This is a genomic window from Gordonia sp. IITR100, from assembly GCF_002009645.1.
GTDB lineage: Bacteria > Actinomycetota > Actinomycetes > Mycobacteriales > Mycobacteriaceae > Gordonia > Gordonia hongkongensis.
In genome coordinates this window covers 46,202-61,010 of sequence record NZ_MVKV01000007.1, presented here as the reverse complement: position 1 = coordinate 61,010, position 14,809 = coordinate 46,202, and the positions used below count along the sequence as shown (strand labels likewise).

Genomic DNA, 14,809 nt, shown 5'->3' with positions numbered 1-14,809 from the left:
ATCAGTGCTCGACGCGTAGACTGACCGTCCATGTCACCCGACCGCCCGCGTGCGCGCCGTATCGGCGTGATGGGCGGCACGTTCGACCCGATCCACAACGGGCACCTCGTCGCGGCCAGCGAGGTCGCCCACCGGTTCTCGCTGGACGAGGTGATCTTCGTCCCGACCGGCCGTCCCTGGCAGAAGATCGGCGAGGCGACGACGGTGAGCCCGCCCGAGGACCGCTACCTCATGACGGTCATCGCGACCGCGTCGAATCCGCAGTTCAGCGTCAGTCGTGTCGACATCGACCGCGACGGCGACACCTACACCGTGGACACGCTCCGCGACCTGCGAGCGCTGCTTCCGGAAGCCCAGCTGTACTTCATCACCGGTGCCGACGCGCTGGAATCCATCCTGTCGTGGCAGGACTGGGAGGAGCTGTTCGGCCTCGCCCGTTTCGTCGGCGTGAGCCGCCCGGGGTACGAGCTCGACGCCACGCACCTGGCCCACCATCTCGAGGCCATGCCCGCCGACACCCTGCATCTGCTGGAGATCCCGGCGCTGGCGATCTCGTCCACCGAGTGCCGGACGCGCGCGTTGCAGGGTCGGCCCGTCTGGTACCTGGTGCCCGACGGCGTCGTGCAGTACATCGCCAAGCGGAAGCTGTATCGTGCGCCCCGGGCGTCGTCGCCCGGTGTCTCCGCCCCGGCGCTTCCGGGGGCCAACCGCCCCGAGCGGCTCCCGCCCGAGGAAATTCCTCCCGGGGAGTTGCAGGGCGATACCGACGGGTCGGGCCGCGCCCTGGGCGAACAGGCCGTGACCGAATGAGAGGACAAGTGTGACTGCGTCAGCTGAAGCGCTGGAGATGGCCAAGGTGGCCGCCCTGGCCGCGGCCGAGAAGCTCGCCCATGAGGTGACGGTGATCGACGTGTCGGAGCAGTTGGTGATCACCGACGCCTTCGTGATCGCCTCCGCCGACAACGAGCGTCAGGTGAACTCGATCGTCGACGAAGTCGAGGAGAAGCTGCGGGAGGCCGGCCACAAGCCGCTGCGGCGCGAGGGCACGCGCGAAGGTCGTTGGGCACTGCTCGATTACGCCGACATCGTGGTGCACATCCAGCACACCGACGAACGACGCTTCTACGCGCTGGAGAGTCTGTGGAAGGACTGCCCGGTGGTCGAGGTGGACGGGCTGTCGTGAGTGGCGGTCCCGACTCACACGACACCGCCGTCGAACGTCTCACCCCGGTGGTGCGGCGCCTGATCCTGTTGCGGCACGGTCAGACCGAGTACAACGCGGCGAGTCGGATGCAGGGTCAGATCGACACCGACTTGTCCGAACTCGGTGTCCGGCAAGCTGGTTCGGCCGCGGTCGAGCTCGCCAAGCGGCAACCGGTGGTCATCTGGTCGTCCGATCTGCGGCGGGCCCGCGACACCGCCGAGGCGCTCGCGCAACGAACCGGTCTGCCGGTGACCACCGACGTACGCCTGCGGGAGACGCATCTCGGTGAGTGGCAGGGTCTGACGCACCTCGACGTCGATGCCGCGATGCCGGGCGCGCGCGCCGTCTGGCGCGATGACGCGACCTGGACGCCGCCGGGTGGGGAGAGCCGCGTCGACGTCGCCCGCCGCTCCACCCCCCTGGTCGACGAGTTGATCGAGCTGCTGCCGGAGTGGGGCGTCGGCGACAACCCGGAGGCGCCGGTGGTGCTGGTGGCCCACGGGGGAGTGATCGCGGCGATGACCGCGGCGCTGCTCGGGCTGCCGGTCGAGAACTGGCCTGTCTTCGGGGGGCTCGCGAACACGAGTTGGGTGCAGCTGTCGGGGCACAGCATGCCCGGCGAACTGCCGCGGTGGCGCCTGGACGTGTGGAACGCGTCCGCCGAGGACTCCGACCCGGCGGTGCAGTGAGCGACGTCCGCCGATGACCGAGGCCGCCGGACCCGGTCCATCCGCTGCCGATGCGCGGGAGCGATGTGTGCTGGTGTTGTCCGACTCGCTCGCGTACTACGGTCCGCAGGGCGGTCTGCCCGCGGATGACCCTCGGATCTGGCCGATGCTCGTGGGCGCTGCGACGCGCTCGGAGGTGCGGCTGTTCGGCCGGATCGGGTGGACGAGCCGGGACGTCTGGTGGGCCCTCACCCAGGACCCGAACATCTGGGCCACCGTGCCCCGCGCCGACGTCGTCGTGCTCGCATTCGGAGGGATGGACACGCTGCCCTCGCCGCTTCCGACTGCTTTCCGGGAGCAGATCCGCTACATCAGGCCGAACGGGTTGCGGCAGCGAATACGCGCGGCCTATGCGTGGATACAACCGCGGGGGTCGCACCTCGGATGGCCGCTCGCGCTGCCGCCGCACGTCACGATCGAGTACCTGGAGAAGATCCGCGCGGCGCTCGCCCAGTTGCGTCCGGACCTCCCGATCGTCGTGTGCCTGCCGCCCACCCACCGCAGTCCGTATTACGGCAACGTCCATGCCGGGCGGATCCCGACGACCGCGGCGATGTCGCGATGGGCGTCGAGCCACGGCCTACCGTGTGTCGACTTCTACCCGGTCACCAGGGACGCCTTCGACGACGACACCGCCGAGATGAATCCCGACGGAATCCACTGGGGTTTCTCGTGCCATCGGGGCATCGCCGACCTGGTCGCCCCGGTCGTCGACGCCGTCCGGCGGCGCGCGAATCGCGACGCCGCGGGCCCGACCCCGACGCCCGTGGAGGCCCGGCGCGTGAACCCGTTAACGTAGACGCGTGCCTGTCGTCGTCGTCACAGACTCCTCGTCCCGGCTGCCGCGGTCGGTGACCGAGCACTACGGGATTCGGCAGGTCCCACTGCACCTCGCCGTCGGCGACGAGGACTACCGCGAAGGTGTCGACGACATCCCGGCCGACATCGTGACGACGCCGGGCGTGACCACCTCCGGTGCCAACCCCAACGACCTCTCCGAACATTTCGAGTCCGCGCTCGAGGCGAGTCAGGGTGCCGGCGTCGTCGCCGTGCACATGTCGCGCCGGTTGTCGGGGACCTGGAGTTCGGCGCGGATGGCCGCGGAGAAGTTTTCCGGGCAGGTTCGGGTCGTCGATTCCCGATCTGTCGGTCTCGCAGTCGGTTTCACCGCCGTCGCGGCCGCCCAGGCCGCCGCCGGGGGAGCCGACCGGGACCGCGTGTACGAGTCCGCCATCCGACAGGCAGCGACCGTCGACTCGCTGCTGTGTGTGCAGCAGCTCGACAATCTGCGCAACAGTGGCCGGATCAGCGCCGCGGGCAAGCTCTTCGGCTCGGCGCTGTCCATCAAACCGATCCTGCACATGGTCGACGGGACCCTGACGCTGAAGGAACGTCATCGCACGTTCTCCAAGGCGCTGGACAAGATGGTCGACGCCGCCGCCGACTCCGCGGGCGGCCGCGCGGTCACGGTCGGCATCCAGCACTGTCAGAGCCCGGACGTGGCCGAGGAACTGCGCGCGGCCGTCCACGCCAGGCTGCGGGTGGTGACCTCCGAGCTGACCGTCGATCTCGGTCCCATCCTCGGCACCCACGTCGGCCCCGGCGCGGTGGGCGTCGTGATCGCCGCGCACCTCGAACCGATCGAGGGTCTCGGCGAGTCGTAGAGGTCGGGCCCCCGGGCTCGGCGTCATCCACAGCTCGCGGTGATCGTCCACAGATCGCGGGCTCCGCGGTTCGCGTGCGGAGCAGCGGCGGCTGTGCGACCTAGCGTGTGGCGTCATGAGCGCATCAGGACGGCGGAACCCGCTGGACCGGCTGGCGCCGGTGGCCGATCTGCCGGGCCGACGGGATGGTACGGCAGGCATCGACCCCGAGTCGCCGCCGCTCGCGCCGGACATCGACGACCCGCTCGGCCCCGTCGAGGAACCCGAGCATCCCGGGTGGGGGATCGGCGGGATGCCGACGTGGCTCGACACGACGGCGCGAACCCAGCGTCGACGGTCGGACGCCGACGGCGGCGACAGCGTCGGGGGCGACGGTGCCGAGGATGACGATGACTTCGACGACGATCCCATCCCTCGGCGGCGCTTCGCGGTCGCGCCACCGGCGGCTCTCGCGCTGATCGCGGTCGGTGTCGTCGTCTGTGCCGTCGCGGCCTTCGGACTGTTCCGCGGGTCGGAGTCGGCGCCGGTCGTGGATTTCGGTGCGGTGGCCGGTACCTCGTCGATGTCGGACCCGTCGACGCCGCCGGCCGTGCCGACCGAATCGACCCCGGCGCAGATGGTGGTCAGTGTCGTCGGTTTGGTGCACGCGCCGGGTCTGGTGCAACTCACGCCCGGGGCGCGGGTCGCCGACGCGATCGACCGGGCGGGGGGCGCGCGCAAGAACGCGGATCTGCTGTCGCTGAACCTCGCGCAGGTCCTCCGGGACGGCGATCAGATCCTCGTCGGCTACGCGGGCGGGCAGGGCGAGATGTCGCTGCGCAGTGCCGTCGTCGGGGCCTCGGGCGCGCCACCCGCACCCGCGGGTGCACCCCCGGCAGATGCAAGTGCTCCCGCCGGCGGTTCGGGTGGTCCGCCGGCCACCGGCGGACTCGTGAACCTCAACACCGCCACCGAGGCCGACCTCGACGAGTTGCCCGGGGTGGGGCCGGTGACCGCGAAGGCCATCCTGTCGTGGCGGGAACGCAACGGGCGCTTCAGCTCCGTGGACCAGCTGGCCGAGGTCGACGGGATCGGTCCGGCACGCCTGGCCAGACTGCGCGATCTCGTGACGGTCTGACGGGTGGACTACCGCCTGCTGGTACCTGCGGTGGCGGTGTGGGCGGTGACGGCGTTCGGGCTGGTGATGCCGCCCGGTTACACGCTCGGGCTGGCGATCTGTTCGGGCGCGGTGGCCTCGGTCGGCACACTGGTCTGTGCCGGCGGCCGGTTGGGATGGGACGCGGTCGGTTTGATCATCGTCGTGGCCGGACTCGCCGCGGTGTGCGCGACCTCGTTGGCTATCCGGCAGGAGGTCCGCTCCGATCACCCGCTGGCCGCGTCGACCGGGAAGTCGACGGTCGTGCTGACCGTGCGTGGTGATCCGGTGGTCGTCGGGCCGTCGTCGGCCGGACGCGTCCGTCTGCGCGTCGACGTGGAACAGGTTGGTTCGCATCGTGTTCCGACGGCTGCCGCCGACGTGATGGGCGATCTCCGGGAGTGGTCGGGACTGTTGCCTGGGCAGCGGGTGGTCACGGTCGCGCGGGTGCGGCCTCCGCCCGAGCGCTCGCTTCTGCTGGCGACCCTGACTGCGCAGCAGCCCCGGGTCGTCGGCTCGCCGCCCGCCCACCAGCAGGTGGCCGGTGCGATCCGGGAACGGTTGCAGGTGTTGGCCGCGCGGGCGCTCGACGAGGATGCGGCCGGACTCCTGCCCGGCCTCGTGCTCGGCGACGAGAGCTCCCTCGACGACGGCCTGCGGGACGATTTCCGCGACGCCGGCCTGAGCCATCTGACCGCGGTGAGCGGCAGCAATTTCGCGATCGTCTGCGGGGCAGCGCTTCTCGTGGTTCGTAGTGTGGGTGTGCCACCGCGGGCGGCCGCGGTCGTCGGGCTGGTGGTGATCCTGGCATTCGTGGTGCTCGTCCGGCCGTCGCCGAGTGTGGTGCGTGCCGCGTTGATGGGAGCGGTGGGTGTGTTGGCGCTCTTCGCCTCTCGTCGGGCGCAGGCGTTCCCGGCGCTCGGTGCGGCGGTCGTCGGCGGACTCCTGTGGTGGCCCGAGCTGGCGCTGCAACCGGGGTTCGCCTTGTCGGTGGCAGCCACCGCCGCCATCGTGCTGTGGGCTCCACGACTCCGTGACCGGTTGCGCGAGTGGCGTTGTCCGCCGGGTGTCGCCGAGGTGTTCGCGATGGCGGTCACCGCGCAGGTGGTGACGGCGCCGATCGTGGTCGTGGTGACCGGCACGTTCTCGGTGGTAGGGATCGTCGCGAATCTCCTGGTCGCCCCGGTGGTCGCGGTGATCAGCGTGGTCGGCACCCTCGCCGCACTCATCGGCGCGATCGGTCCGCCCGACGGTGTCGGCGCGCTCGTGGGTGAACTACTGGTGCGCGCCCTCGCCCCCGAACTGTGGTGGATGGTCGCGTGCGCGCGCACCCTCGGCGGTGTGGGCTGGGCGAGTGTGGAGGTGCCCTCGCCGTTCGGATGAGGCTGCCCGCGGTCAGACCTCGCGATCGGCCAGTGCGCCTGCGGTGCGGTTCCACACCATGTAGCCGACGCCGACAGCGGCGAACCAGACCGCCCCGACGACGAGCGCGATCCGACCGTCGCGATCGAAGAACAGCAGGACGAAGACGAGAGCGAGGAAGGCGAGTGCGAGCCAGGTGGTGACCGGGGCGCCGGGGACCCGGTAGTCCGAGCGCGGCAGTTCACCGCGCGCGACCTTGCGGCGGTAGGCCATCTGGCACAGCAGGATCGTCGACCAGATGACGATGATCCCGACCGTCGACACCGCGGTGATGTAGGCGAAGGCGTGTGCGGGATCGATGACGTTCACCACCACGCCGATCGCCATGACGGCGGCACTCAGCGTGATGCCGACGGCCGGGACCTTGCGGTTCGAGAGTCGGGTCAGCTGCCGCGGGGCGTCGCCGGTGTGGGCGAGGGAGCGCAGCATGCGCCCGGTCGAGTAGATGCCCGAGTTGCACGACGAGAGGGCAGCGGTGAGCAAGATGAAGTTGACGATGCCCGCGGCGCCGGGGACGCCGATGTAGGAGAAGACCGAGACGAAGGGGCTCTCGCCGGCCTGGAAGTCCGTCCAGCTGCGGACCGAGAGGATCACCAGCAGCGAGCCGACATAGAAGATCCCGATGCGGAACGGAACGGTGTTGATCGCCTTGCGCAGCGTGACACGCGGGTTCTGCGCCTCGCCCGCGGTCACGCCGACGAGCTCGACGCCGACATAGGCGAACATGACGATCTGCAGGCTCAGCATCGCGTTGCTGAAGCCGGTCGCGAAGAAGCCGCCGTCGTTCCAGAGATTCGTCACCGACGGACCGGTCTCGGGCCCCAGCCCGGCGATCGGGAGCAGCACACCGATGCCGACGACGATCATTCCGAGGATGGCGGTGACCTTGATGGCGGAGAACCAGAACTCCGCGCGTCCGAACACCCCGACGGAGATCAGGTTCGCGCCGAACAGCACGATGAGCGCGATGAGGGCGGTGACCCACACCGGCACCGAGGGCCACCAGTAGTTGATGTACTTGCCCGCCACGGTGATCTCGGCCATGCACGTCGTCGTCCACACGGCCCAATAGGTCCACCCCTGGCTGAAACCGGCGAACCGTCCGAGGAACTCGTCGGCGTACTCGCTGATGCCGCCGGAGATCGGCCGGTAGATGAGGAGTTCGCCGAGAGCGCGCATGACGATGAAGATCGCGAGGCCGGCGAGCGCGTACGCCAGGATGAGTGCCGGCCCCGCCTTCTCGATCGCGCCACCCGCGCCGTAGAAGAGGCCGGTGCCGATCGCGCCGCCGATGGCGATCATCTGCACGGTGCGGGCGGTGAGCCCGCGTTGGTATCCCTCGTCGGTGTCGGCACCCGTGTCGGTGCCGGGATGCTCGACAGTCAGCGGGCAACTCCTGGAATGTCGGTGGGCCGATGGCAGAAGCTCACCGTAACGGCCCGCGATCGACCGGATTCACTCGCCCACAGGACCCGTCCACTTTGTCGTATTCGGTTGGCCGGGCGGCGGTCCGGTGATCGTGTCGGCGCCGTCTGGCACCATTGTCGCCGTGACCGATCGCCTGCACCTGCTGCTCGGAGACGACGACTTCCTCACCGGCCGGGTGATCTCGGCCGTGGTCGACGCCGCGTCGAAAGCGGCGGGCACCCCGGTGCCGGTGACCCGGGTACGTGCCGGCGACGTGAGCGAACACGAACTCGCGGAGCTGCTCAGTCCGTCGCTTTTCGCCGAAGAGCGGATCGTTGTCGTCGAGGCCGCCGCCGACGCGGGCAAGGAGCCGGCCGCGCTCATCGCCGCGACCGCGTCGTCGCTGCCCGAGGGCATCACGCTGATGGTGATCCATCACGGCGGGGGCCGGGCGAAGTCGATGGTCCCCGCGTTGAAGAAGGCCGGGGCCGTTGAACACGAGACGACCGCCCCGAAGTGGCCGTCGGAGCGGATGACGTTCGTGCGCAACGAGTTCCGATCGTTGGGCGTGAAGGTAGGCGCCGATGTCGTCGAGCAGGTGGTCGAAGGCGTCGGATCGGAACTGCGCGAGCTGGCCGCCGCGTGTGCGCAACTCGTGGCCGACACCGGCGGCAAGGTCGATCGCGACACCGTGCGCCTGTACTACCAGGGCCGTCCCGAGGTGACCGGATTCGAGGTGGCCGACCGGGCGGTGACGGGCGACCGTGCCGGCGCGCTGGAATCCCTGGCCTGGGCGCTGCACCACGGCGTGCCGCGGGTGCTGCTGGCCGACGCCCTCGCCGAGGCCGTCCACGCCATCGCTCGCATCCGGCCCATGGGGTCGATCAACCACTTCGATGCGGCCCGCGAACTCGGCATGCCACCTAACCGGGTCAAGAACGTGCAGGCGAAGGCCAAGGCGTGGGATGCGGAGTCGATCGCGCGGGCGGTCGGCGTGGTCGCCGCGCTCAACGCGGATGTGAAGGGGCAGGCCGCCGACCCCGACTACAGCCTCACCCACGCCGTCGCCACGGTCGCCGACCTCCGGCCGGACGGGCGTCGGCGGAGCTGATCGTCGGGGCCGGACTTCAGTTGGGGCGCGAGAGTGGCTTCGACTCGGCGCCTCGCTCCGCTCGGGGCCGGCTCAACCAGCGGGGGAAGCGTACCGGCTCTACCAGCGGTAGGGCGCCAGACAGAAACGTCGATCACCCCGGCAACCGCGTGGATGCTGCCGGGGTGATCGAGGTTTGAAGATGTGGTGACGGATCAACCGTCGGGCCGACCGGGGGCGGCGTCAGATCAGAGCTTGTTGACCGCGAGGGCGATGGCCGACTTCTTGTTGGCGGCCTGGTTGGCGTGGATGACGCCCTTGCTGGCAGCCTTGTCGAGCTTGCGGCTGGCGGTCTGGCCGAGCTCGGCGGCCTTCGCCTTGTCGCCGGACTCGACAGCCTCACGGAAGCTGCGGATCGCGGTACGAAGGGCCGACTTCACCGACTGGTTGCGCTGGCGGTTCGCTTCATTGGTGCGATTGCGCTTGATCTGAGACTTGATGTTTGCCACGCGGGTTACCTCTGTCGTTGCTGGTGGATATGTCTGTCTGTTCGGGTCGGGCGGTCGGCCCTGGGGGCTGAACTCGCACCGGGCGGTGTCGGCGCGTGAAGCATCTCCACGGCGTCACCGCAACAGCGCACAACACTACCAGCCGGGGTCAGCCCGCCAAAATCCATGCGTCGGGAACGGCGGGCCGCCGCGTCGGCCAATAAGAATCATCGTGAACTTATGTCTACGGTGGACCCATCATGTCCGTCGTTTACGTACACATCGGCCTTCCCAAGACCGGGACCACACACCTCCAGGATCGCCTCTGGCGAAACCGCGACCTGGCCTTGCAGTCCTCCGGGCTGCTGTACCCGGGCAACGTGATCTCCGATCACTTCCATGCCGCGGTGCATCTGCAGCCGGAGCGATACCTCGACTGGGTCGATCCCGCCTTCGCCGGCACCTGGCCGACGCTCCTCGGACAGATCCGGGCCTGGCCGCAGATCTCGTTGCTGTCGCACGAGCTGTACAGCACCGCGACCGTCGACCAGATCGAACGGCTGATGGCCGACCTGTCCTTCGCCGACGAGGTCCACGTGATCGCGACCGTCCGCGACCTCGGCCGCCAGCTCCCGTCCGTGTGGCAGGAGAACGTGAAGAACCAGCGCCGGGCGTCGTTCGACGAGTTCGTGGATTCGGTGGCCTTCGCTTCCGAGGGGCGCCGGACCGGCGGTCCCGTCGTCGTCAGCACCCCCGCTGACGATGCCCCGGCCGACGAGGTCGACGAGGAGCCGTTCTGGGAGTTCCAGGACTACGTCGGCATCCTGGAACGCTGGTCGCGTGCCGTTGGACCCGAGCGTGTCCACATCGTCACGGTGCCGCCCCGCGGGGCAGCGTCGGGCGACACGCTCTGGGATCGGTTCCTGCGCGTGATGAACATCGATCCGGTCCCGCTGCGGATCCCGGTCCCCAGCCTGAACAGTTCGCTGTCCGCGCCGCAGGCCGAGTTCCTGCGCGGCCTCAACCGCCGCCTGCAGCCGGACGTCATCGAGTGGCGCCGATACGAGCGGATCATCAAGGGGCAGGTGATCGGGGAGATCCTGTTCGAGGCCCCGTCCGGCCCGCCCCAGGGACTCTCGGACAAGAGCCGGGAGTGGGCGGCGGGGGAGTCCCGGCGGATGGTCGCGGCGGTCCGCGACGCCGGCTACAACGTCGTCGGTGACCTCGACGATCTGGTGGTGTCGCCCGAACATGACGCCGGCGACGTACCGCCGCCGTCGGACGGCGAGGTGCTCGACGTCGCGCTCGACACGATCGCGGCGATGGTGCTCGCGGCGCCCTTGCCCAAGGTCGGACCCCGTGCGCGGACGCGGGCGGCGAATGTGGTGCGCAGGGTCAAGCGGCGGGTGATCGCCGCGCGCCGATCATCCTGATCGGTGGCCCCGGAACGGCGGTGCGGCTTCGTCGATGACACGGCCGGTCGACGTCCTGCCGATTTCGGCATTCTGTAGCACCATGGCAGTTTATGACCCCCGCATCGACAAGTGCGCCAGCCAAGAAGGCGGCGCGTAAGTCCGCAGCCGCGAAAGCGGCGTCGTCCACCTCGTCGGGACGGACGGCCTCCGCCAAGTCCGGTTCGACCAAGGGTTCCGGTTCCGGCAGCCGGTCGGCGAAGGGCGCCGGCGACGCAACCACCGGGGAGAATTTCACCGGCAACTTCGGCGGGTACGCAAAAGGCCCGTACGGCAAGGCATATGACGAAATGTTCGATGCCGCCGGCGAGGTGCGGACACCGTACCGCGGTATCTACAAGGCGATGGCCGACGAGGATCAGTCCGACCTCGTGGAGGCGCGTGTGGAGGCCCTCGGGCGTGCCTATCTCGACCAGGGTGTGACGTTCTCGCTGTCCGGCAAGGAACGCCCCTTCCCGTTGGATGTTGTGCCACGGGTGATCTCGGCGGCGGAGTGGAACAAGCTCGAGGCGGGTATCACCCAGCGCGTACAGGCGCTGGAACTCTTCCTCGACGACATCTACGGCGAGCAGGAGATCCTGCGCGACGGGGTGTTGCCCAAGCGACTCGTCCACTCCTGTGAGCACTTCCATCGACAGGCGGCGAACATCCGGCCGCCCAACGGCGTTCGCATCCACGTCGCGGGTATCGATCTGATCCGCGACGAGAACGGTGATTTCCGGGTCCTCGAGGACAATCTGCGGTCGCCGTCGGGCGTCTCCTATGTGCTCGAGAACCGGCGCGCGATGGCCCGCGTCTTCCCGGATCTGTTCTCCAAACACAAGGTGCGTGCGGTCGCCGACTACCCGAGCCACCTCCTGCGCGCCCTGCGCGCGTCGGCGGCGTTCAACGAGGCCGACCCGAACATCGTCGTGCTCACCCCGGGCGTGGCCAACTCGGCCTACTTCGAGCACTCGCTCCTCGCGCGTCTGATGGGCGTCGAGCTGGTCGAGGGCCGTGACCTGTTCTGCCGCGACAACGTCGTGTACATGCGCACGACCGAGGGGGAGCAGCGAGTCGACGTCATCTACCGCCGCATCGACGACGACTTCCTGGATCCCATGCAGTTCCGGCCGGATTCGATGCTCGGCGTGGCGGGGCTGCTGAACGCCGCACGCGCGGGCAACGTGGTGATCTCCAGTGCGGTCGGCAACGGCGTCGGCGACGACAAGCTGATCTACACCTACGTGCCGGAGATCATCCAGTACTACCTCGGCGAGAAGCCGAGTCTCCAGAACGTGGACACCCTGCGCTGCTGGCTGCCCGACGAATGCGAGGAGGTGCTCGACCGCATCGACGAACTCGTCGTCAAACCCGTTGAGGGATCGGGCGGTTACGGCATCGTCTTCGGCCCCGACGCGACCGGCGCCGAATTGGACGCACTGGCACGCAAGGTCCGCAACGATCCGCGCGGGTGGATCGCGCAGCCGGTCGTGCAGCTGTCGACGGTACCGACGAAGATCGGTGACGACATCCGACCGCGCCACGTCGACCTGCGTCCGTTCGCGGTCAACGACGGTGAATCCGTGTGGGTCCTACCCGGCGGACTGACAAGGGTGGCGCTGCCGGAGGGATCGCTCGTCGTCAACTCGAGCCAGGGCGGCGGTTCCAAGGACACCTGGGTGCTGGCCTCGCGCACCTCCGAGGGGGACCGGGAGTTGTCGGGCGCGAAGGTCGTGACGACGAGCGGTGTCGCCGCCGCCCGGCCGGCGGAGAGCGCCCCCGACCCGGTGCACACGCAGACTCAACAGCAACAGCAGGGTTCGATGATGCAGCAGATGGGCTCCATGATGCAGCAGTTGGGTGGGACGCAGCAGATGGGTGGCATGACGCCGCAACCGAATCCGACGGCCGCGTCCGGCGGCATGACCCAGCAACAGGGTGGTGATGTCCGATGATGCTGGCGCGGAACGCCGAATCGCTCTACTGGATCGGCAGATACGTCGAGCGCGCCGACGACATGGCGCGCATCCTCGATGTCGCGATCCACCAGATCCTCGAGGACACCACGGTCGACGTCGACCGGCAGGCACGCCTGATCATCCAGGTGCTCGGGCTCACCGCGCCGGAGGACGACGACGAGCTCGACGTCTGGTCCCTGACCGAACGCGTCGCCTACGACGCCGACGCGGTGGGGTCGATCGTCGACCTGATCCGGGCGGCGCGGGAAAACGCCCGGGGCGCACGCGAAGTCACGTCCAGCGAGTTGTGGGAATGCCTCAACACCACCTACAACGGACTCGACGGCGCCGAACGGCGCTCGCGTCGCCTCGGTCCCCACGAGTTCTTGTCGTACGTGAAGAACCGGGCGGCGATGTTCGCGGGCCTCGCCGACGCCACCCTCAGCCACGACGACGGCTACCGGTATCTGCTGCTGGGTCGGTCGGTGGAGCGGGTCGACATGACCATCCGGATGTTGCTGTCCCGCGCCGGAGATCGGACGACGTCGCCGGCCTGGGTGAACGTCCTCGTGTCCGCCGGCGGGCACGACACCTTCCTGCGGACCTACCGCGGTGTGTTGGACGCCGAGAACATCGTCGAGTTCATGCTTCTCGACCGGCTGTTCCCACGGTCCATCTTCCACGCCCTCAGCGTCGCCGAGCGCAATCTGGGCCAGCTCGAGAGTGGGCCGAGCCGGGTCGGGGCCCAGGCCGAGGCGCAGTTGCTGCTGGGCCGCGCGCGCAGTTCGCTCGAGTTCCTCGAGCCCGGGAAGTTGCTCGACGATCTGCAGGACCGGCTCGTCGACCTGCAGGACACCTGCCGCGCGGTCAACGAGGCGGTCACGAAGCAGTATTTCCATGTGTCGCCCTATGTCTCGTGGGCCGACGCCCGCGTCAGCGACGGGCATGTCATCGAGGAGAGTGAGCTGTGAGCTGGCGTCTGCGTGTTGTCCATTCCACGGGTTTCGCCTACCACAGTCCGGTCACCTCGTCGTACAACGAAGCCCGGCTCACCCCGCGCAGCGACGCCCGCCAGAACGTGATCGTCAACCGGGTCGAGACGGTCCCGGCGACGAGGTCCTACCGGTACACCGACTACTGGGGTACCGCGGTCACCGCCTTCGATCTGCACGCGCCGCACAACGAACTCGAGGTCTCGGGGCTGTCGGTCGTCGAAACCGAGGCCGGACAACGTCCCGACGAGGAGGATCAGGTCTCGTGGGACGACGTGAACAGCGATCACGTCATCGACCGGTATGACGAGATGCTTTCTTACACACCGTATGTCGCCCGCAACCGGTCACTGCTGTCGACCGCGAAGAAGGTGACCAAGGGGCTCACCCCCGAGGAGGCGGTCGAGGCGGTGTGTCGCTTCATCCACACCGAGATGGAGTACGTCCCCGGCACGACGGGCGTGCACACCACCGCGGTCGACGCGTGGACCGACCGCAAGGGCGTGTGTCAGGACTACGCGCACCTCACCCTGCTGATGCTCCGCGGGCTGGGCATCCCCGCCCGGTACGTGTCGGGGTATCTCCATCCCGAACCCGACGCCGAGATCGACAAGACGGTGCAGGGTCAGAGTCACGCCTGGATCGAGGCGTGGACGGGCGGCTGGTGGGGCTACGACCCGACCAACGACACCCCGATCACCGAGCAGCATGTGTCGGTGGGCGTGGGTCGTGACTACGCCGATGTGTCGCCGCTGAAGGGTATCTACACCGGCGGCGGCGCGACCGACCTCGACGTCATCGTCGAGATCACCCGGCTCGCCTAGGGTTTCGTCCTCCGGGTCACCGCCAGCCGTAGTGCCCGCGGAGTTCCTGGGCGACGGCGTCGAACGTCGTGCGGTCGAGGATCGCGCCTTCCCGGCGGATGCCGTCGTCGTCGACGACGAGTACACGGTCGAGGCGCACGAAGCTCGGCCGGCCCTGGGAATCCCATGCGCCCGACCCGACGGGAAGCCAGTTGCCGTCGTCCCGGTGGTCCTTGCTCGACAGCATGAGCCCGAGCACGGTGTCGGACCGGTCGGCCCGGGCGTCCCGGCCGACGACCAGGACCGGCCGGTCCTTTCCCTGGTTCGGGTCGTCCTCGTAGGCGACCCAGGTCCACACGATCTCGCCGGGGTCGGCGTCGCCGTCGAGGTCGGGGGAATAGCTGATGGTGCGGGCGAGATCGGTTGTCGGCCGAAGTGCGGGCCGGGCGTCGCGACTGGTCATC

The 14,809-nt window shown here is 69.1% G+C and carries 15 protein-coding genes; 12 read left to right on the top strand and 3 right to left on the bottom strand.

The genetic code is table 11. The annotated features are described in order from the left end of the window. Positions 1-30: 30 nt before the first annotated feature. From nadD to B1818_RS12265, 7 genes are all read left to right on the top strand, one after another. On the top strand, positions 31-810 hold the full coding sequence (nadD, locus tag B1818_RS12295; protein WP_058252105.1) for a nicotinate-nucleotide adenylyltransferase: 780 nt from the start codon (positions 31-33) through the stop codon (positions 808-810). 10 nt (positions 811-820) lie between these two features. After that, on the top strand, positions 821-1,183 hold the full coding sequence (rsfS, locus tag B1818_RS12290) for a ribosome silencing factor (RefSeq protein WP_004023080.1): 363 nt from the start codon (positions 821-823) through the stop codon (positions 1,181-1,183). Continuing rightward, positions 1,180-1,893 carry a histidine phosphatase family protein gene (locus tag B1818_RS12285; protein ID WP_058252104.1) on the top strand — a complete coding sequence of 238 codons (714 nt, stop codon included), beginning with the start codon at positions 1,180-1,182 and terminating at the stop codon, positions 1,891-1,893. Before rsfS ends, B1818_RS12285 begins: the two co-directional genes overlap by 4 nt. 13 nt (positions 1,894-1,906) lie before the next feature. Beyond that, positions 1,907-2,731 carry a diglucosylglycerate octanoyltransferase gene (octT, locus tag B1818_RS12280; RefSeq protein ID WP_078112910.1) on the top strand — a complete coding sequence of 275 codons (825 nt, stop codon included), beginning with the start codon at positions 1,907-1,909 and terminating at the stop codon, positions 2,729-2,731. Positions 2,732-2,735: 4 nt separating this feature from the next. Further along, on the top strand, positions 2,736-3,596 hold the full coding sequence (locus B1818_RS12275) for a DegV family protein (RefSeq protein ID WP_058252102.1): 861 nt from the start codon (positions 2,736-2,738) through the stop codon (positions 3,594-3,596). 115 nt (positions 3,597-3,711) lie between these two features. Continuing rightward, the gene (locus tag B1818_RS12270; RefSeq protein ID WP_058252101.1) at positions 3,712-4,713 is read left to right on the top strand and encodes a ComEA family DNA-binding protein; all 1,002 of its coding nucleotides are present in this window, start codon (positions 3,712-3,714) and stop codon (positions 4,711-4,713) included. A gap of 3 nt (positions 4,714-4,716) precedes the next feature. After that, positions 4,717-6,114, top strand: a complete 1,398-nt coding sequence (locus B1818_RS12265) for a ComEC/Rec2 family competence protein (RefSeq protein WP_078112909.1) — start codon at positions 4,717-4,719, stop codon at positions 6,112-6,114. A 12-nt stretch (positions 6,115-6,126) separates the two neighbouring features. Here B1818_RS12265 and B1818_RS12260 read toward each other — a convergent pair whose 3' ends face one another. Continuing rightward, positions 6,127-7,539, bottom strand: coding sequence for an amino acid permease (locus B1818_RS12260; protein WP_078112908.1), 1,413 nt, complete (start codon positions 7,537-7,539; stop codon positions 6,127-6,129). Positions 7,540-7,702: 163 nt separating this feature from the next. Between B1818_RS12260 and holA the strand changes: the two genes are divergently transcribed. Then, positions 7,703-8,671, top strand: a complete 969-nt coding sequence (gene holA, locus B1818_RS12255; protein ID WP_068970238.1) for a DNA polymerase III subunit delta — start codon at positions 7,703-7,705, stop codon at positions 8,669-8,671. A gap of 227 nt (positions 8,672-8,898) precedes the next feature. Here the strand turns inward: holA and rpsT are convergent, their stop codons facing one another. After that, positions 8,899-9,159 (bottom strand): 30S ribosomal protein S20, encoded by a 261-nt coding sequence (rpsT, locus tag B1818_RS12250; RefSeq protein ID WP_004023072.1) that lies wholly within the window; start codon positions 9,157-9,159, stop codon positions 8,899-8,901. Between the two features lie 239 nt (positions 9,160-9,398). Between rpsT and B1818_RS12245 the strand changes: the two genes are divergently transcribed. The 4 genes from B1818_RS12245 (at position 9,399) to B1818_RS12230 (ending at position 14,366) form a co-directional block, all read left to right on the top strand. Continuing rightward, a complete protein-coding gene (locus B1818_RS12245; RefSeq protein ID WP_078112907.1) occupies positions 9,399-10,571 on the top strand; it encodes a sulfotransferase family protein in 1,173 nt (390 codons plus the stop codon). A 92-nt stretch (positions 10,572-10,663) separates the two neighbouring features. Continuing rightward, a complete protein-coding gene (locus B1818_RS12240; RefSeq protein ID WP_078112906.1) occupies positions 10,664-12,547 on the top strand; it encodes a circularly permuted type 2 ATP-grasp protein in 1,884 nt (627 codons plus the stop codon). Next, a complete protein-coding gene (locus B1818_RS12235) occupies positions 12,544-13,521 on the top strand; it encodes an alpha-E domain-containing protein (RefSeq protein ID WP_058252096.1) in 978 nt (325 codons plus the stop codon). Before B1818_RS12240 ends, B1818_RS12235 begins: the two co-directional genes overlap by 4 nt. Beyond that, positions 13,518-14,366, top strand: a complete 849-nt coding sequence (locus B1818_RS12230; protein ID WP_058252095.1) for a transglutaminase family protein — start codon at positions 13,518-13,520, stop codon at positions 14,364-14,366. Before B1818_RS12235 ends, B1818_RS12230 begins: the two co-directional genes overlap by 4 nt. Positions 14,367-14,382: 16 nt before the next feature. Here the strand turns inward: B1818_RS12230 and B1818_RS12225 are convergent, their stop codons facing one another. After that, positions 14,383-14,808: a type II toxin-antitoxin system PemK/MazF family toxin gene (locus tag B1818_RS12225; protein ID WP_065631478.1), complete on the bottom strand. Its 426-nt coding sequence runs from the start codon at positions 14,806-14,808 to the stop codon at positions 14,383-14,385. Position 14,809: the final 1 nt, after the last annotated feature.

Excerpts from the sequence above, each read along its gene's own strand:
- B1818_RS12240 (WP_078112906.1), top strand. The coding sequence starts at position 10,664 with ATGACCCCCGCATCGACAAGTGCGCCAGCCAAGAAGGCGGCGCGTAAG.
- B1818_RS12235 (WP_058252096.1), top strand. The coding sequence starts at position 12,544 with ATGATGCTGGCGCGGAACGCCGAATCGCTCTACTGGATCGGCAGATAC.
- B1818_RS12225 (WP_065631478.1), bottom strand. The coding sequence starts at position 14,808 with ATGACCAGTCGCGACGCCCGGCCCGCACTTCGGCCGACAACCGATCTC.
- nadD (WP_058252105.1), top strand. The coding sequence starts at position 31 with ATGTCACCCGACCGCCCGCGTGCGCGCCGTATCGGCGTGATGGGCGGC.
- octT (WP_078112910.1), top strand. The coding sequence starts at position 1,907 with ATGACCGAGGCCGCCGGACCCGGTCCATCCGCTGCCGATGCGCGGGAG.
- B1818_RS12245 (WP_078112907.1), top strand. The coding sequence starts at position 9,399 with ATGTCCGTCGTTTACGTACACATCGGCCTTCCCAAGACCGGGACCACA.
- B1818_RS12270 (WP_058252101.1), top strand. The coding sequence starts at position 3,712 with ATGAGCGCATCAGGACGGCGGAACCCGCTGGACCGGCTGGCGCCGGTG.